This window comes from Rhodoferax ferrireducens T118 (assembly GCF_000013605.1).
In the GTDB taxonomy this organism is placed as follows: Bacteria; Pseudomonadota; Gammaproteobacteria; order Burkholderiales; family Burkholderiaceae_C; genus Rhodoferax; species Rhodoferax ferrireducens.
Window position 1 is genome coordinate 4,337,201 of sequence record NC_007908.1, and the last position, 26,048, is coordinate 4,363,248.

General features: G+C 59.7%; 20 protein-coding genes. 11 read left to right on the forward strand and 9 right to left on the reverse strand.

The window, feature by feature from the left end; translation table 11 throughout:
- Position 1: 1 nt before the first annotated feature.
- The 6 genes from RFER_RS19735 to RFER_RS19760 form a co-directional block, all read right to left on the reverse strand.
- On the reverse strand, positions 2 to 415 hold the full coding sequence (locus RFER_RS19735) for a hotdog domain-containing protein (protein ID WP_011466148.1): 414 nt from the start codon (positions 413 to 415) through the stop codon (positions 2 to 4).
- Positions 416 to 514: 99 nt separating this feature from the next.
- Positions 515 to 1,270 (reverse strand): OAM dimerization domain-containing protein, encoded by a 756-nt coding sequence (locus RFER_RS19740; RefSeq protein ID WP_011466149.1) that lies wholly within the window; start codon positions 1,268 to 1,270, stop codon positions 515 to 517.
- Complete coding sequence (locus RFER_RS19745; protein ID WP_011466150.1) at positions 1,263 to 2,819, reverse strand: lysine 5,6-aminomutase subunit alpha; 1,557 nt, start codon at positions 2,817 to 2,819, stop codon at positions 1,263 to 1,265. The genes RFER_RS19740 and RFER_RS19745 overlap by 8 nt, the downstream gene beginning before the upstream one ends.
- Entirely contained in the window at positions 2,816 to 3,892 is a 1,077-nt protein-coding gene (locus RFER_RS19750; protein ID WP_011466151.1) for a hypothetical protein, read from the reverse strand. The genes RFER_RS19745 and RFER_RS19750 overlap by 4 nt, the downstream gene beginning before the upstream one ends.
- 22 nt (positions 3,893 to 3,914) lie before the next feature.
- Positions 3,915 to 4,952 (reverse strand): zinc-binding dehydrogenase, encoded by a 1,038-nt coding sequence (locus RFER_RS19755; RefSeq protein ID WP_041791014.1) that lies wholly within the window; start codon positions 4,950 to 4,952, stop codon positions 3,915 to 3,917.
- A gap of 66 nt (positions 4,953 to 5,018) precedes the next feature.
- Positions 5,019 to 6,200 carry a KamA family radical SAM protein gene (locus tag RFER_RS19760; RefSeq protein WP_011466153.1) on the reverse strand — a complete coding sequence of 394 codons (1,182 nt, stop codon included), beginning with the start codon at positions 6,198 to 6,200 and terminating at the stop codon, positions 5,019 to 5,021.
- Between the two features lie 168 nt (positions 6,201 to 6,368).
- On the opposite strand from RFER_RS19760, the gene RFER_RS19765 reads away from it, so the two are divergent.
- Positions 6,369 to 6,812, forward strand: coding sequence for an Lrp/AsnC family transcriptional regulator (locus tag RFER_RS19765; protein ID WP_011466154.1), 444 nt, complete (start codon positions 6,369 to 6,371; stop codon positions 6,810 to 6,812).
- Between the two features lie 8 nt (positions 6,813 to 6,820).
- Here the strand turns inward: RFER_RS19765 and RFER_RS19770 are convergent, their stop codons facing one another.
- Positions 6,821 to 9,382: an EAL domain-containing protein gene (locus RFER_RS19770; RefSeq protein ID WP_011466155.1), complete on the reverse strand. Its 2,562-nt coding sequence runs from the start codon at positions 9,380 to 9,382 to the stop codon at positions 6,821 to 6,823.
- A 184-nt stretch (positions 9,383 to 9,566) separates the two neighbouring features.
- Complete coding sequence (locus RFER_RS19775) at positions 9,567 to 10,508, reverse strand: choice-of-anchor L family PEP-CTERM protein (protein WP_011466156.1); 942 nt, start codon at positions 10,506 to 10,508, stop codon at positions 9,567 to 9,569.
- A 342-nt stretch (positions 10,509 to 10,850) separates the two neighbouring features.
- Between RFER_RS19775 and glgP the strand changes: the two genes are divergently transcribed.
- Positions 10,851 to 12,992 (forward strand): alpha-glucan family phosphorylase, encoded by a 2,142-nt coding sequence (gene glgP, locus RFER_RS19780; protein WP_011466157.1) that lies wholly within the window; start codon positions 10,851 to 10,853, stop codon positions 12,990 to 12,992.
- Positions 12,993 to 13,080: 88 nt separating this feature from the next.
- On the forward strand, positions 13,081 to 13,635 hold the full coding sequence (locus RFER_RS19785) for a bactofilin family protein (RefSeq protein ID WP_011466158.1): 555 nt from the start codon (positions 13,081 to 13,083) through the stop codon (positions 13,633 to 13,635).
- A 139-nt stretch (positions 13,636 to 13,774) separates the two neighbouring features.
- Here the strand turns inward: RFER_RS19785 and RFER_RS19790 are convergent, their stop codons facing one another.
- A complete protein-coding gene (locus RFER_RS19790; protein ID WP_011466159.1) occupies positions 13,775 to 14,416 on the reverse strand; it encodes a TetR/AcrR family transcriptional regulator in 642 nt (213 codons plus the stop codon).
- A 112-nt stretch (positions 14,417 to 14,528) separates the two neighbouring features.
- Between RFER_RS19790 and RFER_RS19795 the strand changes: the two genes are divergently transcribed.
- From RFER_RS19795 to RFER_RS19830, 8 genes are all read left to right on the forward strand, one after another.
- Positions 14,529 to 16,190: an AMP-binding protein gene (locus RFER_RS19795; protein WP_011466160.1), complete on the forward strand. Its 1,662-nt coding sequence runs from the start codon at positions 14,529 to 14,531 to the stop codon at positions 16,188 to 16,190.
- Between the two features lie 40 nt (positions 16,191 to 16,230).
- Positions 16,231 to 18,015 (forward strand): carboxyl transferase domain-containing protein, encoded by a 1,785-nt coding sequence (locus RFER_RS19800; protein WP_425057091.1) that lies wholly within the window; start codon positions 16,231 to 16,233, stop codon positions 18,013 to 18,015.
- Positions 18,016 to 18,080: 65 nt separating this feature from the next.
- On the forward strand, positions 18,081 to 19,061 hold the full coding sequence (locus RFER_RS19805) for a helix-turn-helix transcriptional regulator (protein WP_011466162.1): 981 nt from the start codon (positions 18,081 to 18,083) through the stop codon (positions 19,059 to 19,061).
- Positions 19,062 to 19,145: 84 nt separating this feature from the next.
- Positions 19,146 to 21,623 carry a CRISPR-associated helicase/endonuclease Cas3 gene (locus tag RFER_RS19810; RefSeq protein ID WP_011466163.1) on the forward strand — a complete coding sequence of 826 codons (2,478 nt, stop codon included), beginning with the start codon at positions 19,146 to 19,148 and terminating at the stop codon, positions 21,621 to 21,623.
- Positions 21,580 to 22,329 (forward strand): type I-C CRISPR-associated protein Cas5c, encoded by a 750-nt coding sequence (gene cas5c / locus RFER_RS19815; RefSeq protein WP_244095753.1) that lies wholly within the window; start codon positions 21,580 to 21,582, stop codon positions 22,327 to 22,329. Before RFER_RS19810 ends, cas5c begins: the two co-directional genes overlap by 44 nt.
- 1 nt (position 22,330) lies before the next feature.
- The gene (cas8c, locus tag RFER_RS19820; protein WP_011466165.1) at positions 22,331 to 24,241 is read left to right on the forward strand and encodes a type I-C CRISPR-associated protein Cas8c/Csd1; all 1,911 of its coding nucleotides are present in this window, start codon (positions 22,331 to 22,333) and stop codon (positions 24,239 to 24,241) included.
- A gap of 15 nt (positions 24,242 to 24,256) precedes the next feature.
- Positions 24,257 to 25,141 carry a type I-C CRISPR-associated protein Cas7/Csd2 gene (gene cas7c / locus RFER_RS19825; RefSeq protein WP_011466166.1) on the forward strand — a complete coding sequence of 295 codons (885 nt, stop codon included), beginning with the start codon at positions 24,257 to 24,259 and terminating at the stop codon, positions 25,139 to 25,141.
- Between the two features lie 31 nt (positions 25,142 to 25,172).
- Entirely contained in the window at positions 25,173 to 26,027 is an 855-nt protein-coding gene (locus RFER_RS19830) for a BRO-N domain-containing protein (protein WP_011466167.1), read from the forward strand.
- Positions 26,028 to 26,048: the final 21 nt, after the last annotated feature.

Genomic DNA, 26,048 nt, shown 5'->3' on the forward strand with positions numbered 1-26,048 from the left:
TTCAGCAGCGAACAGGTGGGCGCGCCATGCGCTGGCAGTGCAGCGGCACGACGCAGGTGCCGGACGCCTTGCAGACCACAAGGGGCTCGGCCAGCACATCCGCCGCTGAAGGCTGGCCCGCCATCCCGGCAGGCACGATCACCTTGCGCGCTTCAAACACCATCTTGCGCGAGGTCTTGCCCATGGCCACGATACGGCCACTCGCCTCGATGTAGTCCCCGGCGTGGACCGGGGCCAGAAACTGGACCTCGTCATAAGCCACAAACAGGCCTTCGTCACCATCACTGCGGATCAGCAGCTCGGTGGCCACGTCGCCAAACAGGTGCAGCATCCTGGCACCATCCACCAGACCCCCTGCGTAGTGGGCATCGTGCGCGCTGATGCGCAGGCGGATCAGGCTGGTGTAGTTTTCCATTTTGTTTCCTGTTCAGTTGAGGACAGAGCTGGCCTTCGTGATCGGTTGAGGACAGAGCTGGCCGCTTCGCGGCTGCGGTCTGTCCCGCAAGTTAATTACTCAGGCGGCCTTTCTGTGAATCCATTCGTGGATGGCAAAGGATGCCACATCTTCGGCGTAACTCTTGCTGCCGAAGCCCGCGTCGTAGCCCAGCTCCTTGGCCAGTTCATGGCTGATGCGCGGGCCACCCACCACCAGTATCACCTTGTCACGCAGGCCTTCGGCCTCCAGCAGATCCGACAGCTTGGTCAGGTTGTCGAGATGAATGTTCTTTTGCGTCACCACTTGCGACACCAGAATAACATCGGCTTTTTCTTCAATGGCTCTGGCCACCAGCACCTCGGAGTCCACCTGGGCCCCCAGGTTGATGGCGCGGATCTCGTGGTAACTCTCCAGCCCCTTGTGCCCGTTGAAGCCCTTCATGTTCATGATGGCGTCAATGCCCACGGTGTGGGCATCGGTCTCGATCGTGGCACCGACCACCACCATGCGGCGGCCCATTTTCTCGGCAATCAGCGCGTTGATGGCTTCTTTGTCCATCACCTCGTAGTCGGGCTTGACGACCTGAAAACTCGACAAATCCACCTGATGCCGGCACTGCCCATAGACCACGTAAAAGCTGAAACCCTGGCCCATGTCTTCGCAGTGCACCACGGCGGGATCACTCAGCCCCATCATGGCCGCCAGACGCTTGGCACCTTCCTTGCTCGTCTCATCCAGTGCCACCGGCAAGGTGAAGGACAGTTGGACGCGACCGTCGCCCAGCGTATCACCGTAGGGCTTGACCCATTGTTCTGGCCGTTTGGTCTCAAGCATGTTGATTTTCTCCAGGCAACATCAGGTGGGGGAACGGGTTGTAATAGTTGCCGGCCTTCTGGATCACGCCATCGAGCCCTTTGCCGCCCGTGGGCGTGCGCGAAATCTCGGCAAACATGCCTTTGCCGATCGCTCCGGCCAGGCCCATGGCCTCAATCTGCGCCAGCATGGCCTCGGCTTCTGCCAGCACCGCCTGGGCGCGCTGCTCAATCTTGCCGCCGCGCTTGAATTCAATCTCGGCGTGCAGGTCTTTCATGGTGCCAAACACGTACTTGGCGTTCTGGATCGCCAGGAAGCGATCCTGGATAAACGGCGTATGGATGGCCTCGGTCATCATGCCAGTCAAGTGGATGTTTTGCTGTGTCAACACGCTCACCATGTTGAACAAGGCGTCCTGCACATGGCCCTTGAAAATGTTGCCCGTCATGTACTTCGTGGGCGGCATGTACTTGAGCGTGGCATCGGGAAACACCTGGCGCACCAGTTGCGCGTGGGCCAGTTCCCACAAGAAGCCGTTTTCCAGCTCAGGATGAATCTCAAACGCATGGCCCAATCCCATTTGCTTGGGGCCAAGGCCCGACAGGGTGGCAAACTGTTCGTTGATCAGCTGCGAGGCCAGCACAGTGTGCGCGGCATCGAAAGCGTCGGCGGTGGTGAGGTAGTTGTCTTCACCGGTATTGATGATGATGCCGGCGTAGGCATTGACCATGCGCGAGAAGAACTGGTCAATGAAGGTGCGCTGCATGTTGATGTCGCGAAAGATGATGCCGTACATCGAGTCGTTGAGCATCATGTCGAGCCGCTCCAAGGCGCCCATGGCGGCAATCTCTGGCATGCACAGGCCCGAGCAGTAGTTGGTCAGGCGGATGTAGCGGCCCACCTTTTGGCCCACTTCATCCAGCGCGGCGCGCATCAGCCGGAAGTTTTCCTGCGTGGCGTAAGTGCCGCCAAAACCTTCGGTGGTGGCGCCAAAGGGCACATAGTCGAGCAGGCTCTGGCCGGTGGAGCGGATCACGGCAATGATGTCGGCGCCCTGCTCGGCCGCGGCGCGGGCTTGCACCACGTCTTCATGAATATTGCCGGTGGCCACAATCAGGTACAGCCAGGGGGTTTTGCCTTCTCCCAGGGTTTTGATCTGATCGTCGCGGTGCGCGCGTTGCCCGGCAATGTGTTGGCACACCGTGGCGGCGCACGCGTCAGCGGCGTGGCGCGCGGCTGCCTCGTTCTTGGGGTAGCTCAGTGTGAGGGTGCCCGAGGACACCGCCTGGGCCACTTGCTGGGCACTCCGACCCGTTTCCTGCATGGCACCCGCCAGAATAATGGCGGCACCGTGCTGCAGCAGATTTTGCGCCTGCAAATGGCTGACCACGCGGTTGGGCAGGGGGATGTCGTTTTCGTCCACGCCATCAACACCGAGCAGGCGCAGCGTGGCGCGCTCCACGGTGGTCGTGGTGAACGGGGCCATGTCGTCAAACACCTGGCGCGCAATACGCCGCGCCGAGTCACGCGCGCGGTCAATCTGCGCCTGATCCAAATGCAATTGGGTCATGTCATCTCCTGTAATTGGTCTTTTGCTTGCTGTTCCAGCAGCACATCACTGACGCTGTAGTCGCCAAATGCCTGGCGTGCGGCCAGCAGAAACTCGTGCGCGATAAAACTGCCGCCCAGAGGTGAAAACGGATTCAAGGTGATGCCGATCATGTGAATGCCCCGGTAAGCGAGCAGGCGGGCCCCGAGCCCGCGCATGGCCGCCAGGTCTGCGGCCTCGACAAACAATTTGGTGCCGTCGTTCACCACCACGCTCAAGCCCGGCTTGCTGCTCGCCAGGGTCAGCAAAGCGCGCCACAGGGAGCGTCCCACCGCGCCACTAACCGCTATTGTTTTGATATCTGCTTGCGCATACTGCATCAGGGCTGGAGCCCCGTTGAGTGTAGGAATATTGGCCAAAAACAGGGGCTTGCCCTGACTGTCCCACACCCCCACGCCACCGGTTGCGAATACCGGATCGCACAGTTGGCGAACAGCGGCATCCGCTTGCGCAATGCCCAGAATGGCCAGGCGATCGCGTGTCTTGCGCATCACATCCGCCATACCACCGCCGATGGCAGCACCGGTGGCCAGAATGACGGCGTCGGCAATGGCGGGCGAGGCATGGTGGCTGCGCCCGAGCGCCCCGTCCAGCAGCACCAGCGCGGCGCCGCATTGTTTGAGACGGCTGATGATCTTGCGCTGGTCCGCGCCCCGAGAGGCACCGGCGATTTCCATCTCGCCGCAGTCGAGCACCTTGACGACAAGAATCTCGCCCATCGGGCTGTCGATCCCGGTTGAGTCAATCCGTTTCCAACGCACTTTGGCGCGCTGCAGCGTGTCGCGTGCCGTGGCCACCAGCGTACCCGGCCAGACCAGAACCGGTGGCTTGGGGACAAAAAAGACCTGGTCCCGGTCTTCTCCGTCGCGACCGATCGACGTGACGCCAACGCTGATCCGGCTGGCAGCCGCCTGGGCCAGAAGATGATTCAGCGCCACGGTTTTACCCGTGTTCTTGGTCATGCCCATGACGGCCAGGGTGGTGGAGCCACTGGCCTGGACACGTTGCCACAGCGCGCTTTGAAATGCTGTCATGTTCAGGTCTGTCTGCCGGTCTTCAGACGTAGAGTTGTTCGAACAGCTTGCGCAAGCTGGCGCTCTCACGCAGCAAACCCAGCGCGAACTCCGCATGCCCCGTGGCATAACCGTTGCCCACAATCATCTCCACGTCCTTGCCCACACCCTCGGCCCCCAGTGCGGCGGCGGTGAAGCTGGTCGCCATGGAGAAGAAATAGATTTTCCCCTGTTGCCGCGTGGCCAGAATGCTGCCCATTTCAGTGTTGGGGATGTTGACGCAATTGATCACCACGTCGGCCATTTTCCCATCGGTGACCTCGGCGACTGCCTCCATCAGCGCCAAGGCGTTGGTGGCATCGACCTGCAAGGCGTGGTCAGCCCAGCCCAGGTCTTTCATGCGCCGGCAGTCTTTCTCAAACGGTGACACGCCGATCACGCAGCCGTCTGCACCAGCGCGTTTTTTCGCCTCGTACATACACAGCGTGCCGGACTTGCCGCCACCGCCAATCACCACCACCGTGTCACCCGGCTGCACCAGTCGTGCCGTTTGAGCGGGTGCACCCGCCACATCCAGAATCGCCAACGCCAGCTTCTCGTCAATGTCATCCGGCAATTTGGCGTACAGGCCGGTCTCGAACAAAATGGCCTGGCCGTTGATCTCGATCTGGTCTTTTTGCAGATGAATCTTGCTGATCTCATCAATGCGCAGCGGCGTCAGCGAGAGCGACACCAGCGTGGCGATCTTGTCGCCCACCTTGAGATCGCATTTGCCCACCAACGCCGGGCCGATCTGCGCCACGGTGCCGATCAGCATGCCGCCCGAGCCGGTGACCGGGTTGTGCTGCTTGCCGCGCTGTGCCACGATGCCCCGCACGATCTCAGCCACTTTGGCCTCGTCGCCATGGGCTTCACTTTTGATCTGGGTAAAGCTGGCGGAATCGATGTTGAGGGCTGACACGTCGATCAAAATCTCGTTGTCATAGATCTCCATCGAGTTGTCGATTTTCCATGCGCCTTGCGGCAGCACGCCCAGCGGTTCCAGCACACGATGGGTGCCGTAGGGGGATCCGTGTTTCATATTCATTCCAGTTGGGGCCAGAGCACGTTCGCCTCGCGAAGTGGTCTGACCCACAAGCTCTTTAAGTTAGTTGGTGCGGCTTGGCAGATGGAAGTCCTGGCCCAGACCGGGCATCTCGATCGTCATGCCCTTGTAGTTTCGGCACTTGACGGTGGTGCCGCTGCCGTCCGGCAGTTCTTCCTCGCGCACGTAGCTGGGGGTGATCGGCAGCTTGCCCAGGCCGCCCAGACCGTCAACCACAAAGGTCGGAATCGCCGGGCCGCTGATCCAGCCGCGCAGGCCTTCGTAGAGTTCGAGCATGCGCCGGTGCGGCACGATGAAGTGGTGCGCGCCTTCGACCATGTCGGTCGAATAAACGTAGTAGGGGCGCACGCCCATCTCGATGGTCTGCATGAACAGTTCACGCATCACAGCCACATCGTCGTTGACACCCTTCAGGCACACGGTCTGCAGCCCCATCATGATGCCAGCCTTCTGGATCATCTTGACGCGCTCGCGCAGCAAGGGGGTGATCTCTTTCGGGTGATTGATGTGGATGTTGACCATTTGCACGCGGTGCTTTTCCAGCACGGCGCACAGCTCCGGTGTCACCCGTGTCGGCATTTGCACCACCATGCGCGAGCCGATGCGCAGGAAGCGCACATGCGGGGCACGACGGCGCAGTTCGCCCAGAATGTAGTCGAGTCGCTCGTCGGTGAAGGTGAAGGGGTCGCCGCCCGAGAGCAGCACGTCCTCGATGTCCTGATTGCCGGCAATGTAGTCGATCGACGCCTCGATCTCGTCCTTGGCGACAGAGCCATCGGGCTGCGAGACCATGCGTTTGCGGGTGCAAAAGCGGCACAACGTGGCACAGGTGTTGCTGACCAGAAACAGCACGCGGCGCGGGTAGCGGTGGACCACGCTGGTGCCGGGAACCGTGTCACCTTCCTCGCCCAGCTGGTCGAGCGAGGTGGCAAACCCGGGTTTGGTTTCCTCAAAGTGCGAGGGCAGGTACTGCAAGCGAATCGGACAGTTTGGGTCGTCGCGATCCATCAGCTTGGCCATGTAAGGCGTGATGGCAATGGCAAACTTCTTGTAAACCGTTTCGTTGACGTTCTCAATGTTGTTGAGAACGCCATCAAGCTCTGCATGGTGCGTGTAGCGGCGGGCAAACTGCTTTTGCCAGGATTCGGATTGCGGATCGTAGGCGTCCAGGGCCTCACGGCTCAGCAGTTTTTTGGCCGGATTGAAGTCAACTCTTTGCAGCATGTGGTGCTCCTGATCGGTGGCAAGTGCCCAAGTAACCCCTGCGATGACTTGGTGGCTACGGACAAGTTTAGGAACAAGTGCTGCCAAGCAAAATAGGCAGATTGCCTGAAAACGGGGCGCAATTTCAGTCAAAATGGTGGCCTTTCATCCATATTGATTGATTGACACATGGCCACCCCCCTGGATCCCCTGGATCGCCAACTGCTTGACCTGCTCAAGGTCAATGCCCGCCTGCCAATGGTCCAGCTGGCCAAAGCGCTGGGCTGCGCCCGCAGCACGGCGCAACTGCGGCTGAAGGCACTGGAAGATACGGGCGTGATCACCGGCTACACCGTCGGCGTGACCGCTAACCGGTCGGCGCCCGGCATCCATGCCATGGTGCTGATTTCGATCGAATCGAAAAACGAGCCCGAGGTGGTGCGCGCGCTCTCCAAACGGCACGAAATTACCAAGCTCTACTCGGTCAGTGGCCGTTACGACCTGTGCGCCCTGCTGGCAACCGAATCGACCCACGAACTTGACGCGGTGATTGACAAGATGCGGGTCATCAAAGGCGTGATCGAAACCTTCTCGACCATCCTGCTCGCGACCAAGCTCGACCGACCGGAGTAAGGCAGTGCTTAGGCCGGCGCCGGCGCCGGGCGGCCAAACAGATAGCCCTGAAAATGGGTGCAGCCCAGGTTCACCAGTGCATCACGTTGCTCGGCTGTCTCGACCCCTTCCGCAATAACCTGCAGGTTCATGGCAAACCCCAAGGTAACAATGGCCTTGACAATGTTGGCATCCTGCGGATCGTGGCGTAAATCGCGCACAAACGAGCGGTCAATCTTGAGCTGGTCCAGCGGCAGGCGTTTGAGCATGCTCAGCGAGGAGTAGCCAGTACCAAAATCGTCGAGCGAGAAGCGCACACCCAGCGCCTTGAGCGCGCTCATGCGCGCAATCACGACCTCCACATCGTCGACCAGCAGGCTCTCGGTCAGCTCCAGCTCCAGGCGCTGCGGGTTGGCGCCGGTATCGCGCAGTACTTGCTCGACCGTCTGCACAAAGTCACTCTGGCGAAACTGGCGCGCACTGACGTTGACCGCAATGCTCCAATGCGCCTGCTCAGGGCTGGCCGCCCACGCCACCAGTTGTCGACAGGCCGTACTCAAAATCCAGCGCCCCAGGGGCAGGATCAGGCCGGTCGACTCGGCAATCGGGATGAACTCCAGCGGCGGCACCAGTCCGCGCTGCGGATGCTGCCAGCGCACCAGGGCTTCGACCCCGAACTGCTGGCCGTCGATGTTCACCTGCGGCTGGTAATACAGCACAAACTCGGATCGCGCCAGCGCCTGGTGCAGATCGGCCTCGATCGCCGTGCGGGCTGTCACCTGGGCCTGCATGGCGGGGTTAAAAAAGCACAAGGCGTTGCGACCCTCGGCCTTGGCCCGGTACATCGCCAGGTCAGCCTGCTTGAACAACTCGTCTCGGCTGGTTGGCGTGTCGCCAAACATGGCAATGCCAATGCTGACCGTGCTCTGGTAGTGGCGGGTTTCCAGCAGGTAGGGTTCAGCGATGTGTTGCAGTATTTTTTGAGCGACATGCCGGGTTTGCTCCAGCGCCGCGTCCAGATCGGGGCTCAGGTCGCACAGCAGCAGCACAAATTCATCGCTGCCCTGACGCGCCAGCGTATCTTCGGCGCGCGTGCAGGTGCTCAAGCGCACCGCCATCTGGCGCAACAGCTCGTCACCCATCGCGTGCCCCAGCGTGTCGTTGAGGTCTTTGAAATTGTCAACGTCAATGAACAGCAGAGCGCCGCACTGTTGTTGACGCTCATTGGCTTTCAGGGTTTGCTGCAGACGCTCCATCAAGAAACGGCGATTCGGCAGCAGCGTCAGGGGGTCGTAAAAAGCGAGCTGGTGAATGGCGTCCTCAGAACGCTTGTGTTCGGTAATGTCGGTGGAAATGCCGCACAGGGCGTAGATGCTGCCATCGGGTTGGCGCAGGGGCAATTTGATCGACAGGTAGGTTTGTTCCCGGCTGCCATCGAGGCTGCGGCTGACCTCGTCGGCCTCGACCCGCTCGCCGTTGTCGATCACCCGCTTGTCATTGATGCGTAAGCGCTCGACCGTGGTGGCATCAAAGAACTCGCTGTCAGTGCTGCCCACCACTTGCGCCAGGGGCCGGTCAAACAACTCGCAGACCTTGCGGTTGGCGTACTGGTAGCGCAACTCCATGTCTTTGATATAAATATAGGCATCAACGCTGTTGAGAATGGTGGCGAGCCGGTCTTCGCTGGCGCGCAAATGGCGGGTTTTGTCGGCCACTTGACGGCGCAGCAGCGCGCTGCCGGCCAGCGCCAGCGCCAGCAGCAGCGCCAAAGCACCCAGACTCCACCACAAATAGGCGGGCACAGAAAATTGCGGCGGCGCCTCGATCCAGCGCTTGAGCACCGTGAAGTATTCGGAGTCGGCTTGCGACTGCCATTGCCCCAGATGCCGATCGATGGCGACCAACAAATCCGCATTGCGCCCCTTGGCGGTGGCGTAAAAAAGTTGGGCTGGCTGAAACAGGATCGGTGTCGCGTCCAGTTGGTAGCTGGCGGCACGTCGATCGCCAAAAAAGCGGTTGGTCGCCGCCGCATCGACCTGGTGCGCGGCTGTCAGTTTAAAAGCCTCCTCCAGCGATTGGACGGGCACCAATTCAGCTTGCACAGCAAAACTGCTCAGCAGGTTCTGCAGATACGCCTGCTGCACCGACCCCGCCAGCACCGCCACCCGCTTGCCCTTGAGGTCCAGCATGGAGCTGATCGGGACGCCGCTGTGTTTGTAAAGCTGCGACCAGCTCAAGAGCGAGGGAATCTTGTGAACGTCAAAAATCTGCAAGCGCTGCTCGCTCAAAGCCAGGTCGGGCATCAGGTCGATATTGCCCGCCTGCAAGGCGTCCAGGCAGGCCGCCCATTCACAGGGCACCGGCTTGAGTGTCCAACCCTCCAGCCGGGCCATCGCCACCAGCAGGTCGCCCAGGATGCCGCTGGGCTGGCCATCGGCGCCCATGAATATCTTGGGCTCGTTCTGGTAGACGCCCACGCGCACCTCGCGCGCCAGCGTTGGCGCAGTCAGCAGGGCCAGCGCGCAAAGCGCCAGCAAGGTACGCGGCACACGCAGGCGCCAGGCGGCGGGCAACAAATTGAACAAATACAAGGGACGCAGCGTATTTCAAGGAGACTTGGATGTCGCCATTGTGACTCAAGCCAAGTCACCGGTTTGCGCTAATCAAGATCATTCAACACCGCAACAGCGCTGTCCCGCACGCCTGCGCCCGGTCATCCATGTCCCAGTGCCTCCATGATGGGCAGCTGGGATTGTGAAAGACTTGCCGCCGACTTCAGACCTTCTTGCTGCGGCGCACGGCGCCGACGGCGGCCAGTGCCACGCCAAGCAGCGCCAGCGAACCTGGCTCGGGCACCGTGTTGCCATCGTCGCCGATGCCACCACCACCCGTTGCGGTGCCGGACTTCAGCGAGCTGACGAACACACCGCTGTCAAAGATGCTGTCGCTGGTGTCAGCGATGCCGATGGTGAGTGTATGGCTGCCGTCGGCATTGCCGGCACCCAGAATACCGGTCACATTGAACACCTGGGTCAGGCCGTTGTACTCGATATCGTACAGGCCACCGCCCACCGGATTGAGGATGAAGTTGGTCGGGTTGCCCGGGGTGTTGGAGATCAGTTCGCCCGTGCTGAACTTCGCAAAATTCACGCCATCAACAAAGAAACCGAAGATGTCGGTGACGCTCTGGGTCGGAAACTCGTCGGTGCCAAACATGAACAGCGCCGACACCGACGTCTGACCCGCGGCGACATTGAAGTTGAAGCTCAGCACATTGGCGTCCAAAGTCGTCGACGTCCCGCCTGCACTGGCACTCAAGGCGCCCAGCGGGACATACGCGCCGCTGCCCGATTGGCCGGTGAAATTGTTCAAGGTGTTGGTCAGTGGAATGTTGGCGTTGCCCGAGGTCAGGAAGATACCGTCCGCCATGGTCAAGGTCGGCGTGGAGCCAGACGAAGGAGCCAGATTCAAGCCGCTGTAGGTGCCAGACTGTTGGAAGTTCGCCGTGTTGGTGCCCTGATAACTTGGCGTGCCTGCAACGACGCTGACGCCGCTCGCCGGCGCCAGCAGGGCGTTGATCAAGGTGGATTCAATACCGGCGCTGGAATTGATGGTGGAGATCACCACAGCGGCTGACGCGCTGCTCGCTGCCAGACCCAGTGCCAGCAATGCCGCCGTGGCGAGTACGGCCTTGGGGCCATTAAAAGAGCTACGCATGATTAATACTCCTCAATTATTTGAAGTGAACAAAACTAGCATCACAATTCATAAGAGCAGTTTTCGTGCCCGACGGCCGTCAATCCAATAAGTCTTTAAAAAACAATTGCTTGCAAATTTGACAGCGGGCCGGGGTGATCACGGTGTCAAGATTTCCGACACCTGGAGGGCGAGGCAAGAGCCGGATACCCTGTGCGATTTGCAGCCGCGCGCTCACTGAGCCAGCTGCCTGCAACTGGCTCAGTGAACTTGCAAAAAAACCGCTCACACTCGCATAATTCTGCTTCGTTGGTCAGGTAGGTGTTGACGCTTGAAACCGGTTGGTTTTGACAAGGACTGATCATGTTCGCAGGTGACCAAGACATTGAGCATGCGGTCATGGAGCTGGCAAGCTTCCTGCCCGAACCGCTGCGCCCGCTCGCCCGCGTGGCCTACAACTACCGCTGGTCCTGGACGACCGACGGTGCGGCCATGTTCGAGGCGATTGACCCCGAGCGCTGGGTCCGTTGTGGGCGCAACCCGCGGCGCTTGCTGTCCGAGACGCCACCGTCCATGTTGGCGCGCGCTTGCGCCGATGCGGGCTTTGTCGGCTGGGTCAGCCGGATTGCGGCGGAGCTGGCTCTGGACGCCGCCCGGCCTTGCTGTGAGGGCGCCATCAGAGCGGCGCACCCGGTCGCGTTTTGCTGTTCCGAGTTTGCCGTGCATGGCTCCCTGCCCATCTATTCGGGCGGACTCGGCGTGCTGGCGGGCGACATCTTGAAGGAAGCCTCCGACCTCGCCTTGCCCATGGTCGGCATCGGCCTGATGTACCGCACCGGCTATTTTCACCAGCGCATCGATGTGACCGGTTACCAACATGAGTACTGGCTCGATGCCGACCCCGAGCGACTGCCCTGCGTCAAAGTCACGGCTGCCGATGGCCGGCCGGTCACGGTGGTCGTGCCGATTGATGAGGAAAGTGTGACGGCGCAGGTCTGGCGCGTTGACGTCGGGCGGGTGCCGCTCTACCTGCTCGATACCGATCTGCCGGTCAACAGCCAGCGCGGGCGCTGGATCACGTCAAGGCTGTATGAAGGCAACCGCGCGATTCGGCTGGCGCAGTACGCGGTGCTCGGCGTCGGTGGGGTGCGGGCCGTGCGCGCGCTGGGCATTGAGCCCGCCGTCTACCACCTCAACGAAGGCCACCCCGCGCTCGGCGTCTTTGAATTGCTGGCCCGGGCGCAAGCGCTGACTCCCGGGGCTAGCGCACGTGAGGCCGCCTGGCAGCAGGTGCGCGAACAGGTCGTCTTTACCACCCACACCCCGGTCCCGGCGGGCAACGAGACCTACCAGCGCACCGAAGTCTTGACCATGCTGGGGCGCATTGCCGATCTGGTGGGTGAGCGCGAACACTTCCTGGCGCTGGGTCGCATCGACCCGGCCAACCCGAACCAGCCCATGGGCATGAACGCGCTGGCGTTGCGGGCCAGTCGTCACGCCAATGCGGTGAGCCAGCGGCACGGCCAGGTGGCGCGCGCCATGTGGCAGCCGCTGTTTCCGGGCCGTGCCGTGCAGGAGGTGCCCATCACCCACATCACCAACGGCGTGCATGTGCCCAGCTGGCTGCGCGGCCCCATGCGCGCCTTGCTGGACCGCTACCTGGGCGAAGACTGGCTGCGCCGCGCCGACCAGAGCGCCACCTGGGCGCCGGTGCAGGACATCCCCGGCGCCGAGCTGTGGGCGGCGCGCTGCGCGGCGCGTGCCCAGCTGGTTGACATGATCGCGCGGCGGGCCACCAGCGACCGGCTGCGCCGCGGCGAGCCGCTCGATTACGCCGAGGCCATCGGCAGCGGCTTCGACCCGATGCGCCTGACCATCGGCTTTGCCCGGCGGCTCGCCACCTACAAGCGCCTGCACCTGGTGGCGCTGTTGCCGCAGCGCGCGCTGGCGCTGATCGGCGGCACGCAGCCGGTGCAATTTGTGTTTGCAGGCAAAGCCCATCCCGACGATCTCGCCGCCAAGGACGTGGTGCGCCAGGTGTTTGCCCTCAAGAACGCACCCAGCGTGGCCGGTCGCGCCGCCTTTCTGGAGGACTACGACCTGACGCTGGCGGCCCAGTTGGTGGCGGGCTGCGATGTGTGGGTCAATCTGCCCCGGCCGCCGAACGAAGCCAGCGGCACCAGCGGCATGAAATCCTGCCTGGGCGGCGGCCTGCAACTCTCGGTGCTGGACGGCTGGTGGGCCGAGGCCTTTGACGGCAGCAACGGCTGGGCCATCAATGGCGACGTGATTGATGACACCCAGGCGCAGGATCAACGCGACGCCCATGCCCTGTTTGACCTGCTGGAGCAGGAGGTGGTGCCGATGTTCCATGAACGCGATGCCCAAGGCGTGCCGCAGCGCTGGGTGAGCATGATGCGGCGCAGCCTGCTCACCAACGGCCCGCGCTTCTCGGCCACCCGCATGCTGCGTGACTACGCGGATCAGGTTTACCGGCGCAACTGACGATATTCATTCTGTTACCGATCTTGCAAAATCGGTGGCGACTTTTCAACGTGGCGCCGCTACCATGGATTTTTTCAAGGAAAACCACATGGCCATGTCCCCTCACTTTTTCAATAAACGCGAACCCGAAACTTCACCAGCGCGCCCGAGCACTTCAGTGTCGAACGCCAGCAGTTACGGCTCATCGGGCACGACCGCCACGCAACAGTCAAACGCACTGAATTCCGCGCAATCCGTCAACACCGCACAAGCTGCACCGGCGGCGCCAGCCGCGCCCCAAAGCGGCAGCAAACTGACCGTGGGGCCCAACATCAAACTCAAAGGCGTTGAAATCACCGATTGCGATACGCTGGTGGTTGAAGGCCTGGTGGAGGCGACCATGGATTCGCGCGTGATTGAAATTTCGGAGCGCGGCGCCTTCAAGGGCTCGGCCGAAATCGACATGGCCGAGATTCATGGCCAGTTTGATGGCAACCTGACGGTGCGCCAGAAGTTGACGATCTATTCCACCGGCAAAGTCACCGGCAAGATCCGCTACGGCAAAGTGGTGATTGAAGAAGGCGGCCAACTCACCGGAGAGATCCAGTTTGGCGCCCTCCCGACACCCAAATCTGCCAGCCACGCACAAGCCACCTCGTCCTGAAATCGCATTGCCCGGCGTGGGCCGGGCTAGCGCCTGCTCCTAGACAGGAAGACCCAACGCCGGCAATGCAATTTTTTATTGGCTTCCAGCCGGAAATCGCCGTGCTTGCCGGTCAGGTCGGGGGCCATGGGTGGAGGGTTCAACCTGCACCGGTGTCACGCAGGCCGATGACGCGCCAGGCCAGTTTGGAGAGCTCGCGCACCATGGCGTCAGGATCCAGGCGGCCGTCGGGTCGGTACCAGTTGTAGAGAAAGCCGGGCAGGCTGCATGCCGCCTGCGCGGTGATGCGTGTTTCGGTGAAGTCGAAGCTGCCCTCGCGTCGCCCCTGCTCCAGCAGCGAGCACAGGCGCTCATAAAAGTGATTTGCCAGTTTCTTCTGTGCGGCCAGGTACTCCGGGCGGTACACCTGAGGTTCGCGGTAAGCAAAAAAAGCCGCCGGGTAATGCGTGATGGTGGCGCGGATCAGGCGCTCCAGCCCTTCGGTCACCTTGACATGCGCCGGGCGCGGGTCATCCGGGGCAAAGTCCATCGTGGTGAAGCACGCGACCGCCGGGCGCCAGGAGAGGGTCTCGAAAATCTCCTGCTTGTTGTGAAAGTAGTAATACACAAAGGGCTTGCTGACCTCCAACTCGCGCACGATTTGCGCCATCGTGGTGTTGGCGTAACCCTGGGCCGCGAACAGGCGCTCGGCCACCTTGAGGATGCGCTCGCGTTTTTCGTCCGTGCCGGGCGTGACGGCTTTTTGCCGGCGGGTGCGGGGCCGGGAGGGGGATGTGCTCATGGGTTGATTGTCGCCTGTGTTCTACCGAACAGTAGAATTATTCTACCGGCTGGTATATATTGCAACCGTCCGGACTGTCCGGACCTGACGCACCTACCCTGAAAGCGACACCATGGAGACAGCTCAATTCCCCGAACTGGATGCGCCCCTGCACGACTACCTGCGTGCTCACGCCCGAACGCAACCCGACAAAGCCGCTTACCTGTGGTACGGCCACGGCATCAGCTACGCCGAGCTCGACCGCGCCAGTGATGCCTTTGCGGCCCGGCTGGCGGCGCTGGGGGTCAAAAAGGGCGACCCAGTGGCGCTGTTTCTGAACAATTGCCCGCAGTACGTGATGGCGCATTACGCCATCCAGAAACTCGGCGCCATCGTCTGCCCGTGTGGGCCGCTCAACAAGGAGCACGAGTTGCTCTACCAACTGGGCGACTTGCAGGCGCGCGTGATCGTCGCCGCCGACAACCTGCTGCCGGTGGTGGCGCAGGTGCGCAGCCAGACCGCGCTGACCCATGTGTTTGCCGTGCGTTATGCCGACTTGCTGCCCGAGCAGCCGAGCGTGACCGTCCCCGCTGAATTGCTGGCGATGAAAGCCCAGCCCACGCAACTGCCGGCCGATGTGGAAGACTTCATGGCGGCCACCCAGGGCACGGCCAGGCCGCCGCCGGTGGCGCTGGCCATGGATGACGTCGCGCTGATGACCTACACCTCGGGCACCACCGGCTTGCCCAAGGGCGCCATGCTGACTTATGGCAACGCCTTGTACAAATCGGCCGCGGCGGCCAACTGCAATGGCGTCGGCCACGATGATGTGTTGCTGGCGATTGCGCCGCTGTATCACATTGCGGGCATGGTGATGGGCATCAACGTCACGATGTTCACCGGTGCGACCACCGTGTTGATGTACCGTTTCGACCCGCTGGCGGTGCTGCAGGCGATTGAGCGCCACCGCGTGACCTGGTGGTACAGCATAGCGCCGATGAACGTGTTTGCCATGCAGGTGCCTACTGCCAGGGCGTTCGATTTGTCGAGCTTGCGCATGAACCCGGTGACCAGCTTTGGCGTCACCTTGACCGAGGCACTGGCCCGGCAATGGCAGGCCCTGGCACCCCACTGCGAGTCGTTCGAGGCGGCCTACGGCTTGAGCGAAACCCACACGGTCGACACCTACATGCCGCACGATGCAATCCGCTGGGGCACGCAGGGCAAGGCGATTCCGGGCAACGAGATCCGCATCCTGGACGCCGGGTCGGGCCGTGTCTGCGCCAGCGGCGAGGTCGGCGAGATCGTGCTGCGCAGCGCCGGCGTCTTCAAGGGCTACTGGAACAAGCCCGAGGCCACGGCGCAGACGTTGCGCGACGGCTGGGTCCACACCGGCGACATGGGCAAGCTGGACGCCGATGGCTACCTGACCTTCATCGGCCGCTTCAAGGAGATGATCAAGGTCTCGGGCTACAGCGTGTTTCCCGAAGAAGTGGAAACGATTTTGATCAAGCACCCGGCCATTGCCCAGGCCGCCGTGATTGGTGTGCCCGACCCCGACAAGGGCGAAATGGTGAAGGCTTTTGTCGTGCTGAAGCCGGGCCAGAGCGCCAGCGCCGCGGACATTGTGGCCTGGTCGCGCGCCAACATGGCCACCTACAAGGCACCCCACGACGTGCAGCTGATGGCCGCCCTGCCGACCACCGGCGCGGGCAAAGTGTTGCGCCGCCTGCTGAAAGACCCGGCGCCATCCGCCGACCTCACGCCACCCGCCACAAAGCAAACCCATGACTGAAATTCGTTCCCCCCTGCAGGCCCAGATCGTCCAGTGGCACGTGCAGCCTGGTGACAGCGTCCAGGCCGGTGACCTGCTGGTGATTCTGGAAGCCATGAAAATGGAGCACGAGTTGCGCGCCCCCCAGGCCGGGCGCGTGGGCGAGCTGTTCTTTGCCAATGGCGAGCTGGTGGCAGAAGCCGACTTGCTATTGAATATAGAGCTGCTTACGCAGGTAGGACGGGGGCTGGAGCCTGATTTGGCTTATATGTCTGCACCTCAGGATACGCCGGCTGCGGTGCGCCCCGACCTGCAACGGGTGCTTGATCGCCAGGCCTACACGCTCGATGCCAACCGCCCCGAGGCCATGAGCAAGCGCCACGCGCTGGCTCAGCGCAGCGCGCGCGAGAACATTGCCGATTTGTGTGATGCCGACTCCTTCATCGAGTACGGCGCTTTTGCCGTGGCGGCCCAGAGCCGCCGTCGCTCCGAAGAAGACCTGATCCAGAACACCCCCGCCGACGGCATGGTGACCGGCATCGGCAGCGTCAACCAGGCGCTGTTTGGCCCCGAGCACAGCCGCGCGGTGGTGATGGCTTACGACGCCACCGTGCTGGCCGGCACCCAAGGCCTGCGCAACCACCAGAAGACCGACCGCATGCTGGGCCTGGCCCTGCAACAAAAGCTGCCCGTGCTGCTGTTTGCCGAAGGCGGCGGCGGCAGGCCGGGCGACGTCGATATGCCGATCGTGGCCGGGCTGCATGTGGGCACTTTTGCCAGCTTCGCGCGCCTGAATGGCCAGGTGCCAATGGTCGGCATCGTGGCGGGGCGCTGCTTTGCCGGCAACGCGGCCTTGCTGGGCTGCTGTGACGTGATCATCGCCACCGACAACAGCAACATCGGCATGGGCGGCCCGGCCATGGTCGAGGGCGGCGGCCTGGGGGTTTTCAGACCAGAACAGATTGGCCCCAGTGGGGTGCAACACGGCAATGGCGTCATCGATATTCTGGTGGCGGACGAAACGCAGGCGGTGGCGGCGGCGCGGCATTACCTGTCGTTCTTTCAGGGCCGCTTAAACGACTGGCAAGCGCCAGACGTGCAGGCGCTGCGTGACGTGGTGCCGGAAAACCGCTTGCGCGTCTATGACACGCGCGCTGCCATCACCGGCATGGCTGATGAGGGCAGCGTGCTGTTTCTACGCAGCGGCTTTGGCTTGGGGCTCCACACCGCGCTGGCGCGCATGGAGGGCCGCCCGGTCGGCATCCTGGCCAACAACCCGCTGCACCTGGGCGGCGCCATCGACGCCGATGCGGCCGACAAGGCGGCGCGCTTCATGCAACTGTGCAACGCGCACGGCTTGCCGCTGATCAGCCTGGTGGACACACCCGGCTTCATGGTCGGGCCGGACATGGAAGCCCAGGCGCAGGTGCGCCATGTGAGCCGCCTGTTTATTGCGGCCGCGCATTTGCGCGTGCCGTTTTTCAGCGTGGTGCTGCGCAAGGGCTACGGCCTGGGTGCCATGGCCATGACGGCCGGCGGCTTTCACTCGCCCCTGATGACCGTGGCCTGGCCAAGTGGCGAATTTGGCGCCATGGGCTTGGAGGGCGCCGTGCGACTGGGCTACCGCAAGGAACTCGAAGCGCTGCCTGAAGGGCCGCAGCGCGAGGCCTTGTTCGAGCAACTGCTGGCCAAACAATACGACAACGGCAGCGCCATCCACATGGCCGCCACGCTGGAGATTGACGCCGTGATTGACCCGGCGCAGACCCGCGCCTGGCTGCTTCGGGGGCTGCAAACGCAGGGGGAGTTGCCGCCGGCGAGCGGGTTGGCCATTGACGCCTGGTAGGCCGACTCGATTGGGCGGGCACCGGTTTCGATTTCATAATGCACCCTGTCACACAGGGAGCTGCAATGGATCGGACCGAACGTTTCTACATGATCTTGGGGCTGCTGCGTCGCCAGACGGTTGCCAGCTTTTCCACCCTACAGGCAGCACTTGAAGTCTCGCGCTCCACACTCAAGCGTGACCTGAGTTACCTCAGCACCCGACTGAACAACCCCATCGCCTACAGCCGCGAGCTCGGCGGCTACAGCCTTGAAAAAGCCGATGGCGAAAGTGGCATCCCCCACGAGTTGCCGGGGCTGTGGTTCTCGGCCACTGAAATTCATGCCCTGCTGACCGTGCAACATTTGTTGTCGGGGCTGGACACGGGCGGCTTGCTCAATACCCACATCGCCCCATTCATTGACCGTCTCAACACACTGTTGGGACACGAAGGCAACGCAGACGCCACCCAACTGCGCCGCCGCGTGCGCATCATCGGTCTGGCGCAGCGCAGTGTCACGCCGCGTCACTTTGAACGAGTGGCCACCGCCCTGGCGCAGCGCAAGCGGCTGCACATTGCCTACTGCGCCCGAGGGACCGGCGAAGCCAGCGTGCGTGAGGTGTCGCCCCTGCGCCTGGTGCACTACCGCGACAACTGGTATCTGGACGCATGGTGCCACCTGCGCCAAGGTCTGCGCAACTTTGCCCTCGATGCCATGGCCGAAGTTCAACTGTTGGACCGCCCGGCACGCGACGTCAGCGACGCCAAACTGGATGCCACTTTCGGCTCCGGCTACGGCATTTTTTCCAGCGGCACCGTGCGCTGGGCACGCTTGCGCTTCACGCCCGAGCGCGCCCGCTGGGTGGCGCAAGAGCAGTGGCACCCGCAGCAAGACGGCAGACACCAAGCCGACGGTGGCTACCTGCTGCGCATTCCCTACACCGACCACCGCGAACTGATCATGGACATCCTCAAACACGGCGCGCACTGCGAGGTGCTGGGGCCGAAGAGTTTGCGCGAGGCGGTGGGGGCAGAGGTGGGGAAGATGGGTGAAAAATATTTTTGAAGGATGAAGGAGAGGTTCATGTGGTGAGCCTGTGGGGGCGTAAGCTACCTGCAAATCAAAACAATTCACGGGAGAATATTCAGCGTGTCAAAACACATTGCCCACGTACGAAAGGCTGACGGAGCTATTCAGCTACTGCCCGACCATTTAAGGGGCGTTGCACGGTTGACCAGTGAGTTCGCTAGCAAAATTGGTTTGCCTCAGCAAGGCGAACTCATTGGCTTGCTGCACGATTTGGGGAAGTACAGCGCAGAGTTCCAAAATTATCTGAAATCTGCTGTTGAGTTGCTGAACCCGGATGAAGATGAGTTTGTCGATGCCAAAGGGCTCAAGGGAAAAGTTGACCATTCCACAGCCGGCGCACAACTGGTGTGGCAAGAACTCGCTAAGTTTGGGCAACTCGGACAGATCGTTGCTCAGATATTGGCGCTGTGTATTGCTTCGCATCACTCAGGACTAATCGACTGTTTAAGCGCTGACGAAAACAGTCTTGGGGATGACTCGTTTAGCAAACGAATGAACAAGCAGGACGGACGAAGCCATTTAGATGAAGCACAGACCGTCGCCGATGACCTTGTTCTGCTGCGCGCTCACGCGCTTATGGCAGAGCCTTCAATGATTCATGCAATACAGAGCCTTGTTGGCAAGATCATTCGGCTCTCTCCAGAAAAAAATGATCGCAACATCGTGACGCAACAGCACATCGGTTTACTGGTGCGGTTTTTGTTCAGCTGCTTGATCGACGCTGATCGTATCGATACCGCAGATTTTGAAAACCCCAGACAGGCCAAATTGCGTATGGGTGGACGCTATGCCGATTGGGATACTTTGTGCTTCCGCCTTGAAGCGCATCTGGCTAACTTCACTCCCCGTTATCCCATTGACCAACTTCGTCAGGATATTTCGCAGCACTGCTTCAATGCTGCCAAGCGTCGTCGCGGCATCTTTACTCTGACAGTGCCTACGGGTGGCGGCAAAACACTGGCGAGTCTAAGGTTTGCGCTACATCATGCCAAGACACACCAGATGGAACGCGTGATTTATGTCATTCCATTTACATCCATCATTGACCAAAATGCGGATGTGGTTCGGCGTATTCTGGAACCACAAGGTGTTGTGCCCGGAACCGTGGTACTAGAACACCATTCCAATTTGACTCCCGAATCACAAACTTGGCGCAGCAAAATGCTCTCTGAAAACTGGGATGCGCCAGTGGTTTACACCACCAGCGTTCAGTTTCTGGAAACCTTGTTTGGTTCGGGTACCCGAGGTGCCCGGCGCATGCACCAACTGGCCAACGCTGTGTTGATCTTTGATGAAATTCAGACGTTGCCGGTCAATTGTGTTCATCTGTTTAACAACGCGATCAGTTTTTTAACCAAGCATTGCAACAGCACGGTGGTTCTATGCACCGCAACACAACCTTTGCTGGACAAGGTGGATGCCTTCAAGGGTGCAATGCAGTTAGCCGATGATCACGAGATCATGCCCGATGTGCAGGGCTTGTTTGATGACCTAAAACGGGTCGAAGTCAAGAACCAACTCAGACACGGCGGTTGGTCGGCAGATGACATTGCTGCACTGGCGTTGAGTGAGGTGGAAAGGGCGCAGAGCTGTCTGGTCATTGTCAACACAAAAATCGCTGCACAAGCCATTTACCGTCAATGCAAACAGCGTGCTGAATTCAAGGTCTATCACCTCAGCACCCACATGTGCCCCGCCCACCGCAAGGTCATATTGACGCAAGTTCGCGATGACTTGCAAGTACAAACGCCAACGTTATGCATTAGCACCCAGTTGATCGAGGCCGGTGTGGATGTTGATTTTGGTTGTGTCATCCGCTTCACTGCCGGTCTGGATTCGATTGCACAAGCTGCAGGGCGCTGCAATCGCAATGGTCGACAAGATTGCGGGATTGTCCATGTCATTAACCCGCAAGACGAAAACTTGAACATGCTCCCCGATATTCGGATTGGTCGAGACAGGGCAGAACGTGTGATGAGCGACTTTCACGAAAATCCCGGCAAGTTCGGCAACAACCTGATTGGACCTCAGGCGTTGGCTTGGTATTACCAAAACTACTTTTACGCCAGATCTGACGAGATGACCTATCCGGTTTCTGAAAAAAAACTGGGCCATCACGACAGTTTGTTGAATTTGCTGTCCTGCAACACGATCGCTTCGGCAGAACATTCCAAAGCCGCAGGAAGGGCCCCTGACATTTATCTCCGGCAATCGTTCATGGCGGCCGCCCGTGCGTTTAAAGCCATCGATGCGCCAACTCGGGGGGTGCTGGTGCCCTTTGAGCAGGCGGGACGGGATTTGATTGCCGATTTGTGCAGTGCCTACATGCCAGACAAAGAATTTGACTTATTGCGAAAAGCCCAGCAGTACAGCGTGAACGTTTTCCCCAACGTCTTGGAAAAGCTGCAAAAGGCTGGTGTTGTTCGCGAAGTCAGGCCTGACACCGATATTTTGTTTTTGATCGACTCGCGCTACTACAGCACAGAGTTTGGGCTTGCAACAACACCCGAAGGGAATATGGAGGTTCTTTATGGTTAACCCGAACGGCATCGAATTCAAGGTATCGGCACGACATGCCTTGTTTACCGACCCCTTGACCAAAATCGGAGGTGAAAAGTGCTCGTACCACATTCCCACTTATGAGGCGCTGAAGGGCATCACCAAGTCCATTTACTGGAAGCCGACACTTATTTGGGTGATTGATGAAGTGCGGGTGATGAAGCGCATCCGGACACAAACAAAAGGCACCAAACCTTTGGACTACGGCGGCGGTAATACCCTGGCTATTTACACCTTTCTTGCGGATGTGGAATACCAAGTGCGTGCGCATTTTGAGTGGAACCTTCACCGCCCCGAACTGAAGGATGACCGTATTCCCGCCAAACACCTCGCGATTGCGCAGCGAATGGTCGAGCGAGGGGGGCGGCAAGACGTTTTCCTGGGTACGCGTGACTGCCAAGGCTATGTTGAGTCCTGCGTTTTCGGCGAAGGCGACAGTCCTTATGACGTTGAGGGCGAGCTGGCTTTTGGGCTGGTGTTTCACGGGTTTGACTACCCCGATGAAACCGGCGAGTCAAAACTCCATGCCCGATTCTGGCAACCCACCATGTTCAATGGTCGCGTCACATTCAAACGCCCAGAGGACTGCACCGTTCGCAAATATGTCCGTGACATGGGCATCAAAAAATTTGGTGACCAGAATTTGCGTGGTGTAGAGGCTGAAGCGGCGGAATTGGAGGACTAACGTGAGCTGGATACACAAACTCTATGAAACCTATGAGCAATGCCAGGGGCGTGACATGGCAGGCGAAGCACAGCTACTGCCCGTAAGTCATGCACAACAGCAAGCACATATCGAAATTGCATTGGATGCCCAAGGTGGTTTCAAAACCGCTCGTTTGATCAACAAGATCGAGACCTACATTCCTGCCACAGAGCAATCGGCTGGGCGTGTTGGCACTAAGCCACCACCACACCCCCTATGCGACAAACTCCAGTACTGTGCGTTGGATTACCCATTGCATGGCGGCAAGAAGCCATCCTTTTTTAACGAATATGAGGGCTTGCTCAATGCTTGGTGTAGCTCTGAATTTGCACATTCCAAAGCCCAGGCCGTGTTGCGCTATGTGCATGGCGGCACGCTGATCACAGATTTGGTTGACGCAGGAATCCTGCACGTGGATGCAAATGACAATTTGCTCACACGTTGGACTGGCTCCGGCCCTGCGCCAGAATTGTTTCGCATGCTCACACCCAACGCGGGTGAGCGCGACCAGGGCGACGCATTTGTTCGCTGGCAAGTATGGGAGCAAGGCAACCCATGTACAGCAGTTTGGGAAGACACCAGTTTGCAAAAGGCTTGGGCATGGTTTGATGCAAGCACCAAAACGCTCAAGGGCTTGTGCATGGTGACTGGTGTTGGTGAGACTGCCCTTGCTGAGAATCACCCAAAAAGAATTCGCCATGCGGGTGATGGTGCCAAGCTCATCAGTGCCAATGACAGTTCTGGCTACACCTTTCGTGGTCGGTTTACAGATAAGACTGGTCTGCAAGCTTGCGGTGTTGGTTATGAAGTCACTCAAAAAGCCCATAACGCACTGCGTTGGTTGATTCATCGACAAGCGTATCGCAACGATGATCAAGTGATCGTGACATGGGCCGTGGCTGGCAAGGATGTTCCTGATCCATTCCAAGATTCTTTGGCGCTGTTTTTGAGTGCCGAGGAAATATCGCAAGCCGACACCCAATCTCCGCCGACCAATGTTGGCGATGTCGGCCAAGCTTTTTCGTTGAGGCTAAACCGTGCCATTGCAGGTTACCGGGCCAAATTGGCTCCTACCGACGATGTCGTGGTCTTGGGGCTGGACTCGGCGACACCAGGTCGAATGGCCATTTCGTTTTATCGTGAACTGAAAAGCTCGAACTTTTTCGAGCGACTGCAAACCTGGCATCGACGAAGTGCCTGGATGCAGAACTTTGGTGCAAATCGGCAATTTATTGGAGCCCCGTCACCGCGCGATGTCGCAGAAGCCGCATTCGGGCGGCGAGTGGATGAAAAGCTGCGCAAAAGCACCGTCGAACGATTGCTGCCCTGCATCATCGATGGTCAACGCCTGCCGCGCGACTTGATGAACAGCACGGTGCGCCGCGCCACCAACCGTGTTGGCATGGCTCACTGGGAGTGGGAAAAAACACTGGGCATCGCCTGCGCGCTATTTAACAGTTATTTTCATGAAAGGGACTATCAAATGACACTTGAAACAGACCGCTTATCGCGGGACTATCTTTATGGGCGACTGCTTGCCTTGGCCGAACATATTGAATCACGCGCCATTTACCTGGGTGGTGAAAAACGTGACACCACGGCCGCCAAGCTCATGCAGCGCTTTGCCGACCGCCCAGCGAGTACATGGCGCACGATAGAGTTGGCATTGACACCCGCCAAATCTCGTTTGCGTGCCAAACAAGCAGGTTTTCTTCACAAGATGGAAGTGCTCCACGACGGTATCGTGGCAAGCTTTCAAGGTGACGACTTTTTAGACGACAGAAAACTCACCGGGGAGTTTTTACTGGGCTACCACTGCCAACGTCGGGAACTCAATTCACCCAAAGTGGATGCCATCGCATCCACCACCGAAGAAGCTATCGCCAACTAACCCCAAGGAGCCCACATGACAACCCTGCAGAACAAAATTGATTTCGCGGTGATTCTTCGCGTAAAGAACGCCAACCCAAATGGCGACCCGCTCAACGGCAATCGTCCCCGCACAGACTATTCGAACTTCGGCGAAATGACCGATGTTTCCATCAAACGGAAGATTCGTGACCGATTGCTTGAACGCTGGGTTGCAGCGGGGAAGGCAGACGATGGCAACATGATTTTTGTGCAGTCTGATGATCGCAAAGCCGATGAGTACAAAAGCCTGCGTGCCCGTGCCGAAGCTGTACTTGGCAAAGCGTTGGGCTCTGATCAAACTGCGTTATTGGCATGTTCGAAGTGGCTGGATGTGCGAGCGTTCGGGCAATTGTTTGCGTTGAAGAGCAACAAAAAGGCAGGTAAGAAAAACGATGATGGCAGTGATGACGAGGGGGATACTGGAGTCTCTATAGGCATTCGTGGCCCTGTCACGGTGCAATCGGCATTCAGCGTGGAGCCCATTGATATCACCAGTACACAAATCACGAAAAGTGTGAGTGGCGAAGGTGATGGCACCAAACGCAGTTCTGACACGATGGGAACGAAGCATCGTGTAGATCAAGGCATCTACCGATTTTTTGGAAGCATGAATCCACAACTTGCAGAGAAAACAGGGTTTTCAGACGCAGATGCTCAGGCCTTGAAAGCTGTTTTGCCAAAGCTATTTGAAAACGATGAATCTTCGGCACGCCCAGCAGGCAGCATGGAAGTAGTGAAAGTGATTTGGTGGCAACACAACTGCAAGTCTGGACAGTATTCATCAGCCAAGGTGCATCGAAGCTTGACTGTCAACCCTGATGGTAGCTACAGCATCGACTCTCTCGATGGATTGGTGCCAGAGTGTTTGGACGGGTTTTAAGCACGGTTGATATATCAAGAGGGAGCGCCACATGAAAATCTTCCCCGCTGAATTCGACGGGAAAGCCATCCGCCGCGTGTACGACGAAGACACGGAAACCTGGTGGTTTTCTGTGGTCGACGTGGTGCAGGTACTGACGGACAGCAATAACGCCAGGCGGTACTGGTCTGACCTTAAACGCAAGCTCGCGCAAGAAGCGGGCTCAGAGCAACCGTACGAGAAAATCGTACAGTTGAAATTGACCTCGCCAGACGGCAAGCAGCGCGAGACCGATGTCGCCACCGCCGAAACCCTGCTGCGCCTGGTGCAGTCTGTCCCCAGCCCCAAGGCCGAGCCCATCAAACTCTGGCTTGCCAAGGTCGGCTATGAGCGCATGCAAGAGCTGGCCGATCCGGCCCTGTCGCTGGACCGTGCCCGCCAGACCTGGCAACAGCATGGGCGAAGCGACAAGTGGATTCAGCAACGCATGACCGGGCAGGAAACCCGCAACAAGCTCACCGACTACTGGAGTGAGCACGACGTCAAAAAGGGCAGCGAGTTTGCCATCCTGACCAACATCATCCATCAGGAATGGTCGGGCGTAAGCGTGGCGGAGCACAAAGATATGAAGGGCCTGAGCAGCCACAACTTGCGCGACCACATGAGCGAGGCGGAACTCATTTTTACCGCCTTGGCTGAGTTGTCCACCCGCCAGATTGCAGAGAACGTGAATGCCACCGGCGTGTCGCAAAACAAGACTGCGGCCAAGGCCGGTGGCCGCATCGCCGCCCAAGCCCGCAACCAACTGGAAAGCCAGACCGGCAAGTCAGTGGTCACAGGAGCCAATTACCTGCCACCGGTTGCCACCAAGGCAGTCAAGGGCGCCAAGTCACCGCGCAAAGCGTAAGGCGTTGGGACATCGGAAAAT

Coding starts and splice junctions, on each gene's coding strand:
- RFER_RS19735 (WP_011466148.1), bottom strand. CDS start 415: ATGGAAAACTACACCAGCCTGATCCGCCTGCGCATCAGCGCGCACGAT.
- RFER_RS19740 (WP_011466149.1), bottom strand. CDS start 1,270: ATGCTTGAGACCAAACGGCCAGAACAATGGGTCAAGCCCTACGGTGAT.
- RFER_RS19745 (WP_011466150.1), bottom strand. CDS start 2,819: ATGACCCAATTGCATTTGGATCAGGCGCAGATTGACCGCGCGCGTGAC.
- RFER_RS19750 (WP_011466151.1), bottom strand. CDS start 3,892: ATGACAGCATTTCAAAGCGCGCTGTGGCAACGTGTCCAGGCCAGTGGC.
- RFER_RS19755 (WP_041791014.1), bottom strand. CDS start 4,952: ATGAAACACGGATCCCCCTACGGCACCCATCGTGTGCTGGAACCGCTG.
- RFER_RS19760 (WP_011466153.1), bottom strand. CDS start 6,200: ATGCTGCAAAGAGTTGACTTCAATCCGGCCAAAAAACTGCTGAGCCGT.
- RFER_RS19765 (WP_011466154.1), top strand. CDS start 6,369: ATGGCCACCCCCCTGGATCCCCTGGATCGCCAACTGCTTGACCTGCTC.
- RFER_RS19775 (WP_011466156.1), bottom strand. CDS start 10,508: ATGCGTAGCTCTTTTAATGGCCCCAAGGCCGTACTCGCCACGGCGGCA.
- glgP (WP_011466157.1), top strand. CDS start 10,851: ATGTTCGCAGGTGACCAAGACATTGAGCATGCGGTCATGGAGCTGGCA.
- RFER_RS19785 (WP_011466158.1), top strand. CDS start 13,081: ATGGCCATGTCCCCTCACTTTTTCAATAAACGCGAACCCGAAACTTCA.
- RFER_RS19790 (WP_011466159.1), bottom strand. CDS start 14,416: ATGAGCACATCCCCCTCCCGGCCCCGCACCCGCCGGCAAAAAGCCGTC.
- RFER_RS19795 (WP_011466160.1), top strand. CDS start 14,529: ATGGAGACAGCTCAATTCCCCGAACTGGATGCGCCCCTGCACGACTAC.
- RFER_RS19805 (WP_011466162.1), top strand. CDS start 18,081: ATGGATCGGACCGAACGTTTCTACATGATCTTGGGGCTGCTGCGTCGC.
- cas7c (WP_011466166.1), top strand. CDS start 24,257: ATGACAACCCTGCAGAACAAAATTGATTTCGCGGTGATTCTTCGCGTA.
- RFER_RS19830 (WP_011466167.1), top strand. CDS start 25,173: ATGAAAATCTTCCCCGCTGAATTCGACGGGAAAGCCATCCGCCGCGTG.